The sequence below is a fragment of the Kocuria sp. CH-021 genome, assembly GCF_049716185.1.
Classification (GTDB): domain Bacteria; phylum Actinomycetota; class Actinomycetes; order Actinomycetales; family Micrococcaceae; genus Kocuria; species Kocuria cellulosilytica.
This window is the reverse complement of record NZ_JBNAFK010000008.1, coordinates 84,217-99,232: the sequence shown is the minus strand read 5'-3', so window position 1 is coordinate 99,232 and position 15,016 is coordinate 84,217. Positions and strand designations below refer to the sequence as shown.

Below are 15,016 nucleotides of genomic sequence, written 5' to 3'. Positions count from 1 at the left end.
GACGGCGGGGCGGCCACCCGGGAAGGTGCCCGCCCCGCCGTCGTCGCCGGTCTACTTGCGCCCGGCCTTCGCCAGGAAGTCGTCGGCGCCGCCGACGAGCTCGACGTGCCCCGTGGGGACGTCCGCGGTGACCATCCGGGCGATCTCCTCGGCGAACTCCTGCACGGAGTAGAGCTTGCCGGCGGCCTCGCGCCGCTCCTCGAGCGCTCCCGGGCGGGCCCGGTTGAGCAGGGTCGCGGTCACGGTGCCCTCGATCATGTCGCCGGAGACCACCACGAAGGTGATGCCCTTATCGGTCAGCTCAGGGATGCGGGCGGTGAGGGCGTCCTCGCCGGCGCGCTTGGACCGCGCGACCTCCACGTACTCGGGCATGGTCTCGACGTCGTTGATGAAGTGCGCCTGGTGGCTGGTCACGAAGACCACGCGCCCGCCCTCGGGCAGGTGCTCGAGGCCCGCGGTGAGGGTGTCGGCCTGCGCGTCCCGGTTGAGCTTGAGGGCGTAGTCCTCGCCGAGGTCCGTCTCCATGCCGCCGGAGGCGTTGAGCACGAGCACGTCCACCCCGCCGAAGGCCTCCACGGCCCGGGCGAAGAGGTTGCGGACGTCCTCGGGCTGCGTCATGTCGGCCTGCACGGCGACGGCCTTCCCGCCGGCCGCCTCGATCTCCTTGACGACCTTGTTGGCGCGGGGCGCCTTCTGCCGGTAGTTGACGACGACGTTGGCGCCCTGGGCGGCCAGCAGCTTGGCGGTGTCGGCGCCGACGCCGCGCGAGGACCCGGTGACGACCGCGGTCTTGCCTGCAAGTGAACTCATGGTGCTCCTTCGGTGGAACGTGCGGGGATCGAGGGTGGCGGGGCTCAGTGGCCCATGCCGAGGCCGCCGTCCACGGGGATGACGGCGCCGGAGATGTACTTCGCCTCGTCGGAGGCGATCCAGCGCACCACGGCGGCGACCTCCTCCGGCTCGGCGAAGCGGCCGGCGGGGATGGAGGCGAGGTAGTCCTTCTGGGTGTCCTCGGGCAGGGCCGCGGTCATCTCGGTGTTGATGAACCCGGGGGCGACGACGTTGGCGGTCACGTTGCGCCCGCCCAGCTCACGGGTGATGGAGCGGGCGATGCCGACCAGTCCGGCCTTGGACGCGGCGTAGTTGACCTGTCCGGGCGAGCCGTAGAGCCCGACCACGGAGGAGATGAGGACCACGCGCCCGCGCTTGAGGCGCATGAAGCCCTTGGCGGCGCGCTGCACCACGCGGAACGCCCCGGTGAGGTTCGTGTCCACGACGTCCTGGAAGTCCTGCTCCTTCATCCGCAGCAGCAGGGTGTCCCGCGTGATCCCGGCGTTGGCCACGACCACCTCGACCGGACCGAACTCGGCCTCCACGGCCTTGTAGGCGGCGTCGATCGAGGCGGAGTCGGTGACGTCGGCCTGCACCGCGAAGAAGCCCTCGGGCGCCTCGCCGGAGCGGTAGGTGACGGCCACGTGGTCACCGGCGTCACGGAACGCCTGCGCGATGGCCCGTCCGATCCCGCGGTTGCCGCCGGTCACGAGGACGGTGCGGGGTGCCGGGCTGCGCTGCTCGTCTGCCATGGGGAAGGGCCTTTCGGTCGTGGGTCGCCGGACGGCGGCGGGCGAGGATCGGGGGCCCGCGCGGAGATCCCCCCAATGGTACCGGTCGGGGCGGGCGGGCCGCCGGTGGCACCCGGGGACGGTCTTCGCGATGTCGGACCCCGGTGAGACAATTGATCGTCTGTTGGGAGGACCATGAGCAAGCGCTATCTCACGACCGGCGAGACCGCCGGCCAGGACGACGTCCACTCCATCACCGCCACCGCCGAGCCGCACACCCAGGACATGGGCCACCGGATGAAGGTCTACAGCATCCAGATGGGCCTGCGCATCGTGTGCCTCGTCGTGTTCGTGGTGGTGGACAACATCTGGGTCCGCGGCGTCGCGATCCTGGGCGTGGCGATCCTGCCCTGGATGGCGGTCCTGCTGGCCAACAGCAACGACCGCTCCACCCGGACCAGCCACTACTACGAGCCGCCGGGCGCGCCCGCGCTGGCGGCCGCCCCCGAACCGGCGCCGCCGGCGGAGCCGCTCGCGATCGGCTTCGTCCTGGAGGGCGAGTTCGTGCCCGGCCACGGGGAGGACGGCACCACCCCGCCGGGCACCGGGAGCACGGCCGCTCCCAGCGGGGACCCGGCTTCCTCCGCTACTGTCGAGGACGACACCACCCGGCGCCGCGGCGCGGCCTGAGCCCGCCGCCGGCCGTCCCGGGACCCCGACCGCAGACCCTGAGGAGCACGACCGCCGTGGAGTTCGACCTGCTCGGATCGCTGTCCCCGCGAGGCGCCGACACTCCCCCGGCGGGGCCCGACACCCCCCAGTGCTCGCGCAAGGGCTGCCGCGCGGACGCCGCGTGGCAGATCCGCTGGAACAATCCGCGCCTGCACGACCCGGAGCGGCGCAAGATCTGGCTGGCGTGCCCGGAGCACCGCGGCGACCTCGAGCAGTTCCTCGGCGCGCGCGGCTTCTGGAAGGATACCGTGCCGCTGGACGGCGCGGGCCCCGCACAGGAGCCGCGGGGATGAACGACTACCGCTTCCTGCTCAGCGGCAAGTGGCTGGGCTTCTTCCTCCTCGCCTGCGCCGCCGCCGTGCTCTCCGTGTATCTGGGCGGCTGGCAGATGGACCGCAACGAGCACCTCGTCGGCGAGAACACCAAGATCACGCAGAACTACCGCGCCGAGCCCCTCACCGGTGCCGAGGCCGCCGCGCAGTTCGCCGCCCACGACGAGCGCCTCACCTGGCACCCCGTGCGGCTGACCGGCCGCTACCTGCCGGAGGACCAGGTCCTGGTCCGCAACCGGCCGCAGGACGGACGCGTCGGCTACGAGGTCCTCGTCCCGTTCCGCACCCAGGACGGGGACGTGGTGGTCCTCGACCGCGGCTGGATCCCCACCGGCGAGGCGGCCAACGGGATGCCGGACGCCGTGCCCGCCCCGCCCACCGGCGAGGTGACGGTCACCGCCCGCCTCCAGCCCGGGGAGCCGGCCGTCAGCCGCGGCGCCCCGGCGGGGCAGATCGCCTCGATCGACCTCGAGGAGCTGCGCGAGCGCTGGGGCGTGCCGGTCGGCACGGAGGCCTACGGCGAGGTCTTCGCCGAGGACCCGGCGCCCCCGGTGGCCCCGGCCCCGGCCCCCGAGCCGGAGATCGACTCCGGGCCGCACCTGTCCTACTCGCTGCAGTGGTACGCGTTCGCGGCCCTGTTCTTCGTGGCCTACGGCTACGCCGCCCGCCAGCAGGCCCGCAACGACGCCTGGGACCGCCAGTACGCCGAGGAGATGGAGCGCCGGCTCTCGCGGTTCTACGACGCGGAGGGCAACTACATCGGCGAGGGCGACGAGGAGCTCGTGGTGCGTCAGATGGAGATGGCCGACGACATGCCGGCCCACCTCAAGTCGCTCATGCGGCCCAAGCCGCAGCGCAAGCGCTCCCGCCCCACGTGGGAGGACGAGGAGGACGCCCTCCTGGACGCCCTGGAGCGCGAGCGCACCACCGCCGCCCGCGACTGAGCCCGGGCGGCGCCGCCCGGCTCAGGCCAGGGAGATGAGGTCCTGGTACTCCTGGCTCCACAGGTCCTCGGTGCCGTCGGGCAGGATCACCACGCGCTCGGGGTCCAGCGCCTCGACCGCGCCCTCGTCGTGGGAGACGAGCACGACCGCGCCCTCGTAGGTGCGCAGCGCGTTGAGGATCTCCCGGCGGGAGGCCGGGTCCAGGTTGTTGGTCGGCTCGTCGAGCAGCAGCACGTTGGCGGAGGAGGCCACGAGGGTCGCCAGCGCCAGGCGGGTCTTCTCCCCGCCGGAGAGCACCCCGGCGGGCTTGGAGACGTCGTCGCCCTGGAACAGGAAGGAGCCCAGGACGTTGCGCACCTCCGTGTCGGCGAGGTCGGGGGCCGCGGAGCGCATGTTCTCCAGCACCGTCCGGTCCGGGTCCAGGGTGTCGTGCTCCTGGGCGAAGTAGCCGAGCTTGAGCCCGTGCCCGGGGACCACCTCGCCGGTGTCCGGCTGGGCCTCGCCCGCGAGCATCCGCAGCAGCGTGGTCTTGCCGGCGCCGTTGAACCCGAGGATGACCACCCGGGAGCCGCGGTCGATGGCCAGGTCCACGTCGTTGAAGATCTCGAGCGAGCCGTAGGACTTGGACAGGTCCCGGGCGGTCAGCGGGGTCTTGCCGCAGTCCGCGGGCTTCGGGAAGCGGATGTTCGCGACCTTGTCCGCCTGCCGCTCGCCCTCGAGCCCGTTCATGAGCCGCTCGGCGCGCTTGATCATCTGCTGGGCGGCCACGGCCTTGCTGGCCTTGGCGCGCATCTTGTTGGCCTGGTCCATCAGGGCGGTGGCCTTCTTCTCCGCGTTGGCGTACTCGCGCTTGCGGCGGTGGGCGTCCTGCTCGCGCTGGAGCAGGTAGTTCTTCCAGCCCATGTTGTACAGGTCGATGACGCAGCGGTTGGCGTCCAGGTACAGGACCTTGTTGACCACCATCTCCATCAGCTCCACGTCGTGGCTGATCACCAGCAGACCGCCCGCGAAGTTCTTCAGGAAGTCCCGCAGCCACACCACGGAGTCGGCGTCCAGGTGGTTGGTGGGCTCGTCGAGGAGCATGATGTCGGCGTCCGAGAACAGGATGCGCGCCAGCTCCACGCGGCGGCGCTGACCGCCGGAGAGCGTGCGCAGCGGCTGGCCGAGGATGCGCTCGGGCAGGTCCAGGTTGGACGTGATCGTCGCGGCCTCGGACTCCGCGGCGTAGCCGCCGCCGGCGAGGAACTCCGACTCGAGCCGGTCGTAGCCGCGCATGGCCTTGTTGCGCACGGCCTCGTCCTCGGAGGCCATGTCCTGCTCGGCCTGGCGCAGGCGGGCGACGACGCCCGCGAGGTTGCGGGCCGAGAGGATGCGGTCACGGGCCAGCTGGTCCATGTCGTCGACCTTCGGGTCCTGCGGGAGGTAGCCGATGGCCCCGGTGCGCGTGACCGTCCCCGCCGCGGGCAGGGTCTCCCCCGCGAGGACCTTGGTCATCGTCGTCTTCCCGGCGCCGTTGCGGCCGACGAGGCCGATCTTGTCCCCCCTGTCCACGCGGAAGTTGACCTCGTCCATGAGCAGCCGCGCACCGGCACGCAGTTCGAGGTTCTGGACAGTGATCACGGAGGAGGCCTTTCGGAAGGGAGTGCGGAGAGAGGGGTGGGCGCCCTGACCGGGCAACCTGTCCATCCTACCGGTCCGCGTTCCGCGGCGGCACCCCGATCAGCCGGCCGGTTCCGCGTTCTTGCTCACGTGGTGGGCCGGCATCTCGTCCGCGAGCGCCGAGGAGACGCCCGGGAGGGTGCGGGCGTTGTAGTCGGCGACCTGCCAGCCGCGGTGCGGGTGCTCCTGCAGCACGGTCCACGCGCAGTTGGCCATCCCGGCGAACATGTCCCGCAGCCGGGGCGGGACCCCGAGGAAGGCCGCCAGTCCGCTGCGCAGGGCCGCGCCGTGGCCCACCAGCACGCCGGTGCGGCCCTCGTCGAGCGCCGCGACGGCGTCGGCGAGCACGGCGGACATCCGCTCGTCGACCTCGGAGGGCAGCTCGGCGCCGGGCACCCGGTAGTCCTCCTGGGAGAAGAACCGGGCGTAGACCTCGGGGTGGCTCTCGCGGAACTCGGCGAAGGTGGTGCCCTGGCGGATGCCCACGTCGTACTCGCGCAGCCGGGCGTCCAGCCGCACCTCGAGCCCGGTCAGGGACGCGAGCTCCCGGGCGGTGTGCCGGGCCCGCTGCAGATCGCTCGACCACACGAACGCCGGCTCGAAGGAGGCCAGCGCCGGGGCGGCGGCGCGGGCCTGCCCGCGCCCGACGGGGTCGAGCGGGATGTCGGCCTGTCCTTGGGCGCGGTTCTCGACGTTCCACGCCGTGCGCCCGTGGCGCCACAGCACCAGGCGGCGGCGCGCCGGTGTCCGGGAGCTTCCCAGCTGGTCCATCCCTGCCTCTCCTCGACGTCACGGCCGCCGGCCCGGCGGCCCGGCGGCCGCGACACATTCGAGCGACTCCTCGCCGCCTCTTCTCGCCGGGCCCGTCGCTCGGTAGTGTCCGACGGCAACTGATCAGTCACCTTCCAGTATTCCTCATCCTCGGAAGCGAGCAGCATGCGACAGGACGTCCAGGAGTGGTTCGCCGCCCGCAGCTACCACCGCAGGCAGTGGTCCGCGGAGCAGCTGTGCCGCCGCAAGCGCGGGACCACGGTCAGCGTGGTGCTGCCGGCCCGCAACGAGGCCGAGACCGTGGGCCGGATCGTCGCCGCCCTGCGGCGCGAGCTCATGGAGGACGTGGCGCTGATCGACGAGCTGGTCGTCATCGACTCGGACTCGACGGACGGCACCGGGGCGGTCGCCGCGGCGGCCGGTGCCAGGGTCCACCGGCAGGACGAGATCCTGCCCGCCCACGGCAACGTCCCCGGCAAGGGCGAGGCGCTGTGGAAGTCCCTGGCCGTGACCACCGGGGACGTGCTCGCGTTCGTCGACGCGGATCTGCGGGAGTTCGACCCGCAGTTCGCCGTGGGGCTGCTGGGCCCGCTGCTGACCGAGCCCGGGGTGCAGTTCGTGAAGAGCTGCTACGACCGCCCGCTGCAGGACGGCACCACCGTCCTGCCCGCCGGCGGCGGACGGGTCACGGAGCTCGTGGCCCGGCCGCTGCTCAACCTGTTCTGGCCGCAGTTGGCGGGCCTCGTCCAGCCGCTGGCCGGGGAGTACGCCGGGCGCCGGGAGCTGCTGGAACGGGTGCCCTTCGTCTCCGGGTACGGGGTGGAGATCGCGATGCTCATCGACGTCCTGGAGGCCGTGGGCCTGGACGCCATGGCCCAGGTGGACCTCGGCGTGCGCTCGCACCGCAACTCCCCGGACGCGGCCCTGGCCCGGATGGCCGCCCAGATCCAGCTCACGGTCCAGGCGCGGCTGCGCTGCGAGGCGCCGGTCGCGGGCGAGAGCGGGCACCTCACCCAGTTCCTGCGGCAGGGAGAACGCTTCCTGGCCGAGACCCACGAGATCATCGTCCGCGAGCGCCCGCCGATGGCGGAGGTGCCCGAGTACCGGGCGCAGCCGGTCCGCGTCGCATGAGCGGGCTGCGGGTGCTCGTGAACGCGGGCCCCTGGCTGCCCGTGCCGCCGTCCGGCTACGGCGGGATCGAGACGGTGGTCGCCACCCTGGTGCCGGAGCTGCGGCGGGCGGGGGCGCACGTCACGCTGGCCACCGTCGGGCCCAGCACCCTCGAGGCGGACGAGCACCTGCGGCCCCTGCCGGAGCCGGCGTTCCGCTCCATCGCGATGCCCTACAACCGGGTCTCGGGCATCGCCCACGCCCACATGCAGGGCCTCGTGGACGCCCTGCGGGACCGGGACCGCTGGGACGTGGTGCACGACCACCTGGAGGTCGTGGGCCCGTCCGTGCTCGGCGCCATGGGGACGGCCGCCCCGCCGACCCTGCAGACCCTGCACTGGGACCTGCGCAAGCACCCGGAGTTCTACTCCGCCTTCGACGGCCGCGGGCGCGTGCGCTTCGCCGCGGTCTCCGCCTCCCAGCTCGAGCGGGCCCCCGCCGCTCTGCGCCGGCAGACGATGGGCGTGGTCCCGCTGGCGGCGCCGCCGCCGCTCGAGGTGCAGGCGGCCCCGGGCGAGCACGTGCTGGTCCTGGCGCGGATCACCGCCGACAAGGCGCAGGACGTGGCGGCCCGGGTCTGCCGCCGGGCGGGGGTGCCCCTCGTCCTGGCCGGCCCCGTCGCCGGGATCGACGACCCGCAGGAGCTGGAGCGCCGGCTCGCCGACGGCGACGAGGCGCTGCGCGCCCACCCGGACGTCCGGTACTGGCTGGACGAGGTGCGGCCCCTGGTCGACGGCGCGGCGGTGACCTGGGTGGGCGGTGTGGCCGGCGAGCGCAAGGAACGGCTGCTGCGCTCGTCCCGGGCGCTGCTGTGCCCCATCCGCTGGGCCGAGCCGGGCGCCACCGGCGTCGTCGAGGCGCTGGCCCGCGGCGTGCCCGTCGTCGGGACGCCGCGCGGGGTGCTGCCCTCGCTCGTCGAGCACGGGCGGACGGGCTTCCTGGCCGCGGAGGAGGACGAGCTGGTCCGGCACCTGCACGAGCTGGACCGCCTGGACCCGCAGGCCTGCCGGGAGGCCGCCGAGCAGTGGACGCCGGCGGGCATGGCCCGGAGCTACCTGGACCTGTACCACCGGCTGCTGGAGGAGAACCCCGCATGACGCTCAGGATCGCCCTCGTGGGGGCCGGCTCCGTGGCCCGGCGCCACGTCGACGTGCTGCACCGGCTGGGCGGCGCCCGCGTGGTCAGCGTGACCGACGCGCACCGGCCCGCCGCCGAGGCCCTCGCCGCCGAGCTCGACGTCCCGTGCTTCACCGACCCGCAGCAGGCCCTCGACGCGGTGGAGGCCGACGCCGTCTACGTCTGCGTGCCCCCGTTCGCCCACGGGCCGGCCGAGCACGCCGCGCTCGAGCGCGGCAAGGCGCTGTTCGTGGAGAAGCCCGTGGGGCTGGGCCTGGACGTCGCCGAGGGCATCGGCCGGCTGGTCGAGGAGACCGGGGTCGTCACGGGCACCGGCTACCACTGGCGCTGCCTGGACACCGCCGTGCTGGCCCGGGACCTGCTCGCGGACGCCCCGCCGCTGCTGGCCAACGGCTACTGGCTGGACAAGCGCCCGCCGGTGCCGTGGTGGGCCCGGACGGACCGGTCGGGCGGGCAGGTCGTCGAGCAGCTGACGCACGTGCTGGACACGGCCCGGTTCCTGCTGGGCGAGGCCGTCGAGGTCTACGCCGCCGGGGTCCGCGGCACCCCGGACGGCACGGGCCCGGAGGACGGCGACGTGGACGACGCCACTGCTGCCACCGTGCGCTTCCGCTCCGGGGCCGTGGCGACCCTCGCGGCGACCTCCGCGCTGGCCGTCAAGCACCGCGCCGCGCTGCACACGGTCAGCCGCGGCCTGGTCCTCGAGCTCGCCGAGGAGGGGCTGACGGCCTTCTGGCCGGCGGAGCGCACCGAGCATGCCCCGGCGGAGGACCCGAGGATCGCGGTGGACCGCGAGTTCCTGGAGGCGGTGCGCGGTGAGCGGGAGGCCACCCGGGCGCCCTACGGCGAGGCGCTGCGCACGCACCGGCTCGCCTGCGCCATCGCGCAGTCGGCCCGGACGGGCCGGGCGGTCCCCCTGGAGGACCGCGGATGAGCGCCCGGCGCAACCTCGTGGTCCCCGCCCGCGGCCGGATCGAGATCGCCGAGGAGGAACTGCCGGGGGTGCCGGAGGGCGGGCTGCTCCTGGAGACCCTGGTCACCGGCCTGTCGGCGGGCACGGAGCTGGCCTTCGTCAAGGGGGACCACCCCGGGCTGCACTCCCGGCACGACACCGAGCTGGGCCTGTTCCGCTCCGGCGTCCCCGAGCAGGGCTATCCCGTGCGCCGGCTGGGCTACATGGAGGTCGCCCGGGTGGCGGAGTCCCGCACCCCCGCCTTCCGGGCCGGCGACGTCCTCGCCACCGCCTACGGCCACGCCACCGCCCACGTCGCCGATCCCCTGAGCGAGCACCTCGTGCCGCTGCCCGCCGCGCTCGACCCGCTGCTGGGCGTCTTCGTGGCCCACTTCGGCCCCATCTGCGCCAACGGGCTGCTGCACGCGGCCGCCGACGCCGGGCCGGTGCGCGGGCTGGGCGACGGGGTGGCCGGACGGCTCGTCCTCGTCACCGGGGCCGGCCCCGTGGGCCTGGTCACCGGGCTGTTCGCCCGCGCGCTCGGGGCCCGGGAGGTGGCCGTGGCCGACTCCGACCCGCGCCGGCGGGCGGTCGCGGAACGCCTGGGCTTCCTCCCCCTGGACCTCGACGACGATCCGGGGCGGGTGCTCAAGACCCGCTGGCGCCACGGCCCGGGCGAGCACGGGGCGGACGTGGTGTTCCAGTGCCGCGGCAAGCCCGGGGCCCTGCACGCCGCGCTGCGGGCGGTCCGACCCCAGGGCAGCGTGATCGACCTGGCGTTCTACACCGAGGGCGCGGACGCGGTGCGGCTGGGCGAGGAGTTCCACCACAACGGGCTGAGCCTGCGCTGCGCGCAGATCGGGCGGGTGCCGCGCGGGCTGGCCCACACCTGGGACCGCGCCCGGCTCTCCGCGGAGACGATCCGGCTCCTGGACGCCCACGCCGGGGAGGTCCGGGAGCACCTCATCAGCGACGTGGTGGGCTTCGACGACGCCCCGGCGCTGATGCACGACGTCGCGGCCCGCCGCCGGCACGTCCTGACCGCCGTGTTCGAGGTGGACGGCCGCTCCTGACCGGTCCCGATGCGGCTCCGGGCGCCGCCGTCCGGTGGACACCCTTCCGACAGCCGCCTTAGGGTTGGGGCGAGCGCCGTCGTCGTCGCACGACCGCACCCCCGACCGCCACCTTCCCCGAGGAGCCCTGCATGGCCACGTCGTCCCGACCGGAACATCCTCCTCAGCACTCCGGCGGAGGCTCGTCGGCCGCCCCGCTGCACGCCGAGAGCGTCCTCGGCGGCAAGCTCGACCCCGGCACCAGCACGGTCCCCGCGACGGGCCCCGGGGTCGAGCCGGCCGGCTTCGAGGAGACCACCCAGGCGCTGGCCCCCGCGGTCGGGCCGTGGGCGGACTCGCTGGGCCGGGCCGGTTCCCGCGCCGCCCAGACGCTGCTCGTGGCCGCCGTGGTGGTCGGACTCGTCTGGATCCTGCTGCGGATCAAGGTCGTGGTCATCGCCGCGATGGTCGCCCTGATCCTCGCCTCCGCGGTGGGGCCGGTCGTGAAGTGGCTCGAGCGCAAGGGCTGGTCGAACCTGCTGGCGACCCTCACGGCGTTCCTCGGCATCCTCCTGCTGCTCGGCGGCGTGATCACGGGCATCGTGCTCACGGTGCGCAACCAGTGGGACACCCTGACCTCGCAGGCCTCGGAGGGCTGGAACGAGCTGCGCCGGCTCCTGGAGTCCACACCGCTTCCCCTGGACACGGCCAGCATCGACTCCGCCGTGCGCCGGGCCACCGACTTCGTCACCAGCGGCAGCTTCGCCGGCAGTGCCCTGAGCGGGCTCTCCGCAGCGGCCTCGTTCGTCACCGGGCTCGTCCTGATGATCGTCATCCTCTTCTTCTTCCTCAAGGACGGGGAGAAGATGTGGAACTTCGCGCTGCGCTGGTTCCGCGGCGAGCGCCGGGCCAAGCTGGCCGAGTCCGTGGACCGCGGCGCGCAGGTCCTCGGCGGCTACGTCCGCGGCACCGCCTTCGTCGCCCTCGTGGACGCCGTGCTCATCGGCGCGTTCCTGCTGGTCTTCGGTGTGCCGCTGGCCGTGCCGCTGGCGGTGCTCGTGTTCGTCACTGCTTTCATCCCCGTGGTCGGGGCGACCGTCGCGGGAATCATCGCGGCCCTCGTCGCACTCGTGACCAACGGCCCGGTCATCGCCCTGGCCGTGGTCGGCTGGATCATCGTGGTGAACCAGATCGAGGGCAACATCCTCCAGCCCGTGGTTATGGGCCGCACGCTCAGCCTGCACGCGCTCATGGTGCTGCTCGCGCTGACCGTCGGCACCCTGGTCGGCGGCATCTTCGGCGCCATCCTGGCCGTGCCGTACACCGCCGTCGCCTGGGCCGTCATCCAGGTCTGGTCCAGCCGCTACCAGGTCGGCGACGACCCGGTGCTCGGACCGGACCCCGTGAACCCCGCGGACCGCGTCGAGTCCAAGGCCACGATGGCCGAGCGCTGGCGGTACCAGCGGATGCGCTACCAGCAGACCCTGGGCGGCCGCTTCGGGTCCACGGAGCGCGACGCCGCCCGGCAGGACGACGACGGCGACCGGCCCGCCGACGGAAAGGGCACCGGTTCCGCCGCCGGTGCCCGCAAGCCCTAGTCTGGGAGCCATGACCAACGTCGAACGCCGCCGCGCCATCACCGCCGAGGACCTCGCGAACATCGCCGTGTTCGCGGCGCTCACCGCCGCCCTGTCCGTGCTCCCCGGGATCCCCCTCGGCTCGGCCGGGGTGCCCCTGACCCTGCAGACCCTCGCCGTGTTCCTGACCGGGCTGGTCCTGGGCGGGACCCGTGGGCTCCTCGCGGTGGCGCTCTACGTCCTGGTCGGCCTCATCGGCGTCCCGGTCTTCGCCGGCTTCCGCGGCGGGCTCGGCGTGCTCGCCGGCCCCTCGGCGGGCTACGTCCTGGCCTTCCCCTTCGCCGCGGCCGCGGCCGGCTACGTGGCCCAGTGGCTGATCCCGTCCCGCCGCGCCAACGACGGCGGCGCCACCAACGCCCGCTACGAGCGCACCGGCGCCTACACCCTGCGGCTCGTGGCCGCGGCCCTGGCCGGTTTCGTGGTGATCCGGATCGGCGGGATCCTCGGCCTGGTGGCCAACGCGCGCCTGCCCTTCCAGGACGCGTTCCTCGCCGACCTCGTGTTCTGGCCCGGCGACCTCGTCAAGGTGGTGCTCGCCGCGGTCATCGCCGTGGGCGTGCACAAGGCGTTCCCCCGGATCGCGGGCACGCGCTGACCCGTGCCCGGTACCCCCGGGGCCGCGCCCCTCGTGTGCTCCCGCGTCACCGTCACGGCCCCCACCACCTCCGGTGAGCTGACCCTGCTCAAGGACCTGGACGTGCGCCTGGACGAGCAGCGGGTGGCCGTGGTCGGGCTCAACGGGTCCGGCAAGTCCACGCTCCTGCGGCTGTTCAACGGCCTGGCCCGCCCGTCGTCGGGCACGGTCACCGTGCACGGCACGGACGTGGCCCGGGACGTGCGCGCGGCCCGGCGGCAGGTGGGCTTCGTGTTCACCGACCCACTCTCCCAGCTGGTGATGCCGACCCCGGTCGAGGACGTCGAGCTGTCCCTGCGCGGGGCCGGCGTGCCCCGGGGACGACGACGGAGCGCCGCGCTCGAGCTGCTCGAGCGCGTGGGCATCGGCCACCGCGCCGAGCACAGCATCTACGACCTCTCCGGCGGGGAGCGCCAGCTGGCGGCGTTCGCGGCGGTCCTGGCCGTCGAGCCCGCGGTGCTCGTCCTCGACGAGCCCACGACCCTGCTCGACCTGCGCAACCGGGGACGGCTCATCCGGCTGCTCGACGGCCTCCCGCACCAGCTGGTCATCGCCACGCACGACCTCGGCCTGGCCGCGACCGCACCCCGCGTACTGGTCCTGCACGAAGGGGGCCTCGTCGCGGACGGTCCGCCCGAGGCTGTCCTGCCGGCCTACGAGCAGTGGTGCGCCCAGGGCTTCCCGCAGGAGCTCCGCCCGTGAGCCGGGGGCCGGACCTCTTCGGCAGCTACTCCCCCGGCACGGGTCCGCTGCACCGCGCCCCGCTGTGGGCGAAGGGCCTCGGCATCGTCGCCGTCACCCTGGCCGTGGTGCTGTCCCCCTCGTGGCCGGTGCCGACCGCGCTGACCGTGGTCCTGCTGGTCGCGGGCTCCGCCGCGGGCATCGGCGCCCGGGAGTGGTGGCGCGGGCTCGCGCCGGCCCTGCCCGTGCTGGTCCTCCTGGCCGTCTACCATGTGCTCACCGCCGGGGCGGCCCAGGCCGCGGACGTGGTGCTGACCATCGTCGTCTTCCTCGTGGTCACCCGGGTGCTGATGCACACCACGCCCCTGCCGGAGCTGCTCGACGGCGTGGTGTGGCTGTGCTCGCCGGTGCGGCTGGTCGGGGCGGACCCTGAGCGCATCGGCCTGGCGATCTCCCTGATGCTGCGCTCGATCCCCTTCATCGTGGGGGCCGTGGGCGAGCTCCGGGACGCCGTGCGGGCCCGTGGCCTGCGTCCTAATCCCGTGCGGCTGGTCACCCCGGCGGTGATCGCCACGGTCGCCTACGCCGAGCGCACCGGCCAGGCCCTCGCCGCCCGCGGCTTCGACTGAACGCAGCGCCGCGACCATGATCAGACGGCTTACACTTCAGCCATGAGCTTCGACGACAGTTCTCAGCTGGACGCCTCGCGCGTCGGCAGCGGCGGCGGGCGCGGACGCGGGATCGCCGTGGGCGGCGGGCTCGGCGGCGGCCTGCTGCTGCTGGTCGTGGGCCTGCTCTTCGGCCAGGACGGCATCGACGCCATCACCGGCGGGGGCGGGCAGGACACCGGCTCGCAGACGGCCGTGGAGCAGGAGCGGGCGGAGCGCTGCCGGACGGGTGCGGACGCGAACCAGTACACCGACTGCCGGATGATCGCCACCGCACAGAGCCTCGACCAGTTCTGGACGGACTACCTGCCGCAGGCCACGGGTGAGCAGTACGTGATGCCCGGCGTGCAGCTGTTCGAGGGGCAGACCAACACCGGCTGCGGTGCCGCGACCTCGGCCGTGGGCCCGTTCTACTGCCCCGCCGACGAGACCGCCTACCTGGACATCGCGTTCTTCGACGAGCTGCAGACCCAGTTCGGCGCCGAGGGCGGCCCGCTGGCCGAGGAGTACGTGCTCGCCCACGAGTTCGGCCACCACATCCAGAACCAGATCGGCACGCTCGGCTACGCCCAGCAGGATCCGCAGGGCCCGGAGTCCGGGGCCGTGCGCGTCGAGCTGCAGGCCGACTGCCTGGCCGGGCTGTGGGCTGGCGGCGCCGCCGGGGACTCCTCCGGGGCCGTGGACCTGGGCGACATCTCCCAGCAGGAGCTCGACCAGGCCCTGGACGCAGCCTCCGCCATCGGCGACGACCGCATCCAGGAGACCACCCAGGGCCGGGTCAGCCCCGAGAACTTCACCCACGGCGCCTCGACCCAGCGGCAGCTGTGGTTCTACGCGGGCTACCGCACCGGCGACCTCGACGCCTGCGACACCTTCAGCGCCCGCGACCTGAACGCCCCGCCGGCCCTCTCCCGCTGACCCTCGCACACGCCCAGTGCCACCCTGGGCCTCCCTGCGCCGAGTCCCCCAGGAGCTCGCATCTCCCCCCGATCGATCCGGGGGATCTGCGAGATCCCGGGGGAATCGACGGTGGTCGGCGTGATGACAGTGCATCCACCTCGGGTTGCCGAGACGGGTGCACCGTC

Annotated in this window: 16 protein-coding genes; 12 read left to right on the top strand and 4 right to left on the bottom strand. The window is 73.9% G+C overall.

Annotated elements, in window-relative coordinates:
* Positions 1 to 51 precede the first annotated feature (51 nt).
* Both ACPYN7_RS07995 and ACPYN7_RS07990 read right to left on the bottom strand, forming a co-directional pair.
* Positions 52 to 810: an SDR family oxidoreductase gene (locus tag ACPYN7_RS07995; protein WP_424347287.1), complete on the bottom strand. Its 759-nt coding sequence runs from the start codon at positions 808 to 810 to the stop codon at positions 52 to 54.
* Between the two features lie 44 nt (positions 811 to 854).
* Positions 855 to 1,583: a beta-ketoacyl-ACP reductase gene (locus tag ACPYN7_RS07990; protein WP_058875031.1), complete on the bottom strand. Its 729-nt coding sequence runs from the start codon at positions 1,581 to 1,583 to the stop codon at positions 855 to 857.
* 174 nt (positions 1,584 to 1,757) lie between these two features.
* On the opposite strand from ACPYN7_RS07990, the gene ACPYN7_RS07985 reads away from it, so the two are divergent.
* Genes ACPYN7_RS07985 through ACPYN7_RS07975 form a run of 3 tightly spaced genes read left to right on the top strand, consistent with a single transcriptional unit; the run spans position 1,758 to position 3,570 of the window.
* Positions 1,758 to 2,252 carry a DUF3099 domain-containing protein gene (locus tag ACPYN7_RS07985; RefSeq protein WP_424347286.1) on the top strand — a complete coding sequence of 165 codons (495 nt, stop codon included), beginning with the start codon at positions 1,758 to 1,760 and terminating at the stop codon, positions 2,250 to 2,252.
* A gap of 56 nt (positions 2,253 to 2,308) precedes the next feature.
* Positions 2,309 to 2,587, top strand: coding sequence for a hypothetical protein (locus tag ACPYN7_RS07980; RefSeq protein ID WP_082697186.1), 279 nt, complete (start codon positions 2,309 to 2,311; stop codon positions 2,585 to 2,587).
* Positions 2,584 to 3,570 (top strand): SURF1 family protein, encoded by a 987-nt coding sequence (locus ACPYN7_RS07975; RefSeq protein ID WP_424347285.1) that lies wholly within the window; start codon positions 2,584 to 2,586, stop codon positions 3,568 to 3,570. The genes ACPYN7_RS07980 and ACPYN7_RS07975 overlap by 4 nt, the downstream gene beginning before the upstream one ends.
* Positions 3,571 to 3,591: 21 nt before the next feature.
* Here the strand turns inward: ACPYN7_RS07975 and ACPYN7_RS07970 are convergent, their stop codons facing one another.
* Together ACPYN7_RS07970 and ACPYN7_RS07965 are read right to left on the bottom strand one after the other, a co-directional pair.
* Positions 3,592 to 5,190 (bottom strand): ABC-F family ATP-binding cassette domain-containing protein, encoded by a 1,599-nt coding sequence (locus ACPYN7_RS07970; protein WP_424347284.1) that lies wholly within the window; start codon positions 5,188 to 5,190, stop codon positions 3,592 to 3,594.
* A 99-nt stretch (positions 5,191 to 5,289) separates the two neighbouring features.
* Positions 5,290 to 6,000, bottom strand: coding sequence for a histidine phosphatase family protein (locus ACPYN7_RS07965; protein WP_424347283.1), 711 nt, complete (start codon positions 5,998 to 6,000; stop codon positions 5,290 to 5,292).
* 165 nt (positions 6,001 to 6,165) lie between these two features.
* On the opposite strand from ACPYN7_RS07965, the gene ACPYN7_RS07960 reads away from it, so the two are divergent.
* The 9 genes from ACPYN7_RS07960 (at position 6,166) to ypfJ (ending at position 14,849) form a co-directional block, all read left to right on the top strand.
* Positions 6,166 to 7,131 (top strand): glucosyl-3-phosphoglycerate synthase, encoded by a 966-nt coding sequence (locus ACPYN7_RS07960; RefSeq protein ID WP_424347282.1) that lies wholly within the window; start codon positions 6,166 to 6,168, stop codon positions 7,129 to 7,131.
* Complete coding sequence (locus tag ACPYN7_RS07955; RefSeq protein ID WP_424347281.1) at positions 7,128 to 8,267, top strand: glycosyltransferase; 1,140 nt, start codon at positions 7,128 to 7,130, stop codon at positions 8,265 to 8,267. Before ACPYN7_RS07960 ends, ACPYN7_RS07955 begins: the two co-directional genes overlap by 4 nt.
* Positions 8,264 to 9,241, top strand: a complete 978-nt coding sequence (locus ACPYN7_RS07950; protein ID WP_424347280.1) for a Gfo/Idh/MocA family protein — start codon at positions 8,264 to 8,266, stop codon at positions 9,239 to 9,241. The genes ACPYN7_RS07955 and ACPYN7_RS07950 overlap by 4 nt, the downstream gene beginning before the upstream one ends.
* The gene (locus ACPYN7_RS07945) at positions 9,238 to 10,332 is read left to right on the top strand and encodes a zinc-dependent alcohol dehydrogenase (protein WP_424347279.1); all 1,095 of its coding nucleotides are present in this window, start codon (positions 9,238 to 9,240) and stop codon (positions 10,330 to 10,332) included. Before ACPYN7_RS07950 ends, ACPYN7_RS07945 begins: the two co-directional genes overlap by 4 nt.
* 131 nt (positions 10,333 to 10,463) lie before the next feature.
* Positions 10,464 to 11,909: an AI-2E family transporter gene (locus ACPYN7_RS07940; RefSeq protein WP_082697188.1), complete on the top strand. Its 1,446-nt coding sequence runs from the start codon at positions 10,464 to 10,466 to the stop codon at positions 11,907 to 11,909.
* Between the two features lie 10 nt (positions 11,910 to 11,919).
* Positions 11,920 to 12,543 (top strand): biotin transporter BioY, encoded by a 624-nt coding sequence (locus ACPYN7_RS07935; protein WP_424347278.1) that lies wholly within the window; start codon positions 11,920 to 11,922, stop codon positions 12,541 to 12,543.
* Positions 12,544 to 12,546: 3 nt separating this feature from the next.
* On the top strand, positions 12,547 to 13,284 hold the full coding sequence (locus tag ACPYN7_RS07930) for an energy-coupling factor ABC transporter ATP-binding protein (RefSeq protein WP_424347277.1): 738 nt from the start codon (positions 12,547 to 12,549) through the stop codon (positions 13,282 to 13,284).
* Positions 13,281 to 13,892 (top strand): energy-coupling factor transporter transmembrane component T family protein, encoded by a 612-nt coding sequence (locus tag ACPYN7_RS07925; RefSeq protein ID WP_424347276.1) that lies wholly within the window; start codon positions 13,281 to 13,283, stop codon positions 13,890 to 13,892. The genes ACPYN7_RS07930 and ACPYN7_RS07925 overlap by 4 nt, the downstream gene beginning before the upstream one ends.
* Before the next feature lie 42 nt (positions 13,893 to 13,934).
* Positions 13,935 to 14,849: a KPN_02809 family neutral zinc metallopeptidase gene (ypfJ, locus tag ACPYN7_RS07920; protein ID WP_424347275.1), complete on the top strand. Its 915-nt coding sequence runs from the start codon at positions 13,935 to 13,937 to the stop codon at positions 14,847 to 14,849.
* The last annotated feature ends 167 nt before the right edge of the window (positions 14,850 to 15,016 follow it).

Bases quoted from the DNA above. Each gene is read 5' to 3' on its own strand.
- ACPYN7_RS07995 (WP_424347287.1), bottom strand. From the start codon at position 810: ATGAGTTCACTTGCAGGCAAGACCGCGGTCGTCACCGGGTCCTCGCGC.
- ACPYN7_RS07990 (WP_058875031.1), bottom strand. From the start codon at position 1,583: ATGGCAGACGAGCAGCGCAGCCCGGCACCCCGCACCGTCCTCGTGACC.
- ACPYN7_RS07985 (WP_424347286.1), top strand. From the start codon at position 1,758: ATGAGCAAGCGCTATCTCACGACCGGCGAGACCGCCGGCCAGGACGAC.
- ACPYN7_RS07975 (WP_424347285.1), top strand. From the start codon at position 2,584: ATGAACGACTACCGCTTCCTGCTCAGCGGCAAGTGGCTGGGCTTCTTC.
- ACPYN7_RS07965 (WP_424347283.1), bottom strand. From the start codon at position 6,000: ATGGACCAGCTGGGAAGCTCCCGGACACCGGCGCGCCGCCGCCTGGTG.
- ACPYN7_RS07960 (WP_424347282.1), top strand. From the start codon at position 6,166: ATGCGACAGGACGTCCAGGAGTGGTTCGCCGCCCGCAGCTACCACCGC.
- ACPYN7_RS07955 (WP_424347281.1), top strand. From the start codon at position 7,128: ATGAGCGGGCTGCGGGTGCTCGTGAACGCGGGCCCCTGGCTGCCCGTG.
- ACPYN7_RS07950 (WP_424347280.1), top strand. From the start codon at position 8,264: ATGACGCTCAGGATCGCCCTCGTGGGGGCCGGCTCCGTGGCCCGGCGC.
- ACPYN7_RS07945 (WP_424347279.1), top strand. From the start codon at position 9,238: ATGAGCGCCCGGCGCAACCTCGTGGTCCCCGCCCGCGGCCGGATCGAG.
- ACPYN7_RS07940 (WP_082697188.1), top strand. From the start codon at position 10,464: ATGGCCACGTCGTCCCGACCGGAACATCCTCCTCAGCACTCCGGCGGA.
- ACPYN7_RS07935 (WP_424347278.1), top strand. From the start codon at position 11,920: ATGACCAACGTCGAACGCCGCCGCGCCATCACCGCCGAGGACCTCGCG.
- ypfJ (WP_424347275.1), top strand. From the start codon at position 13,935: ATGAGCTTCGACGACAGTTCTCAGCTGGACGCCTCGCGCGTCGGCAGC.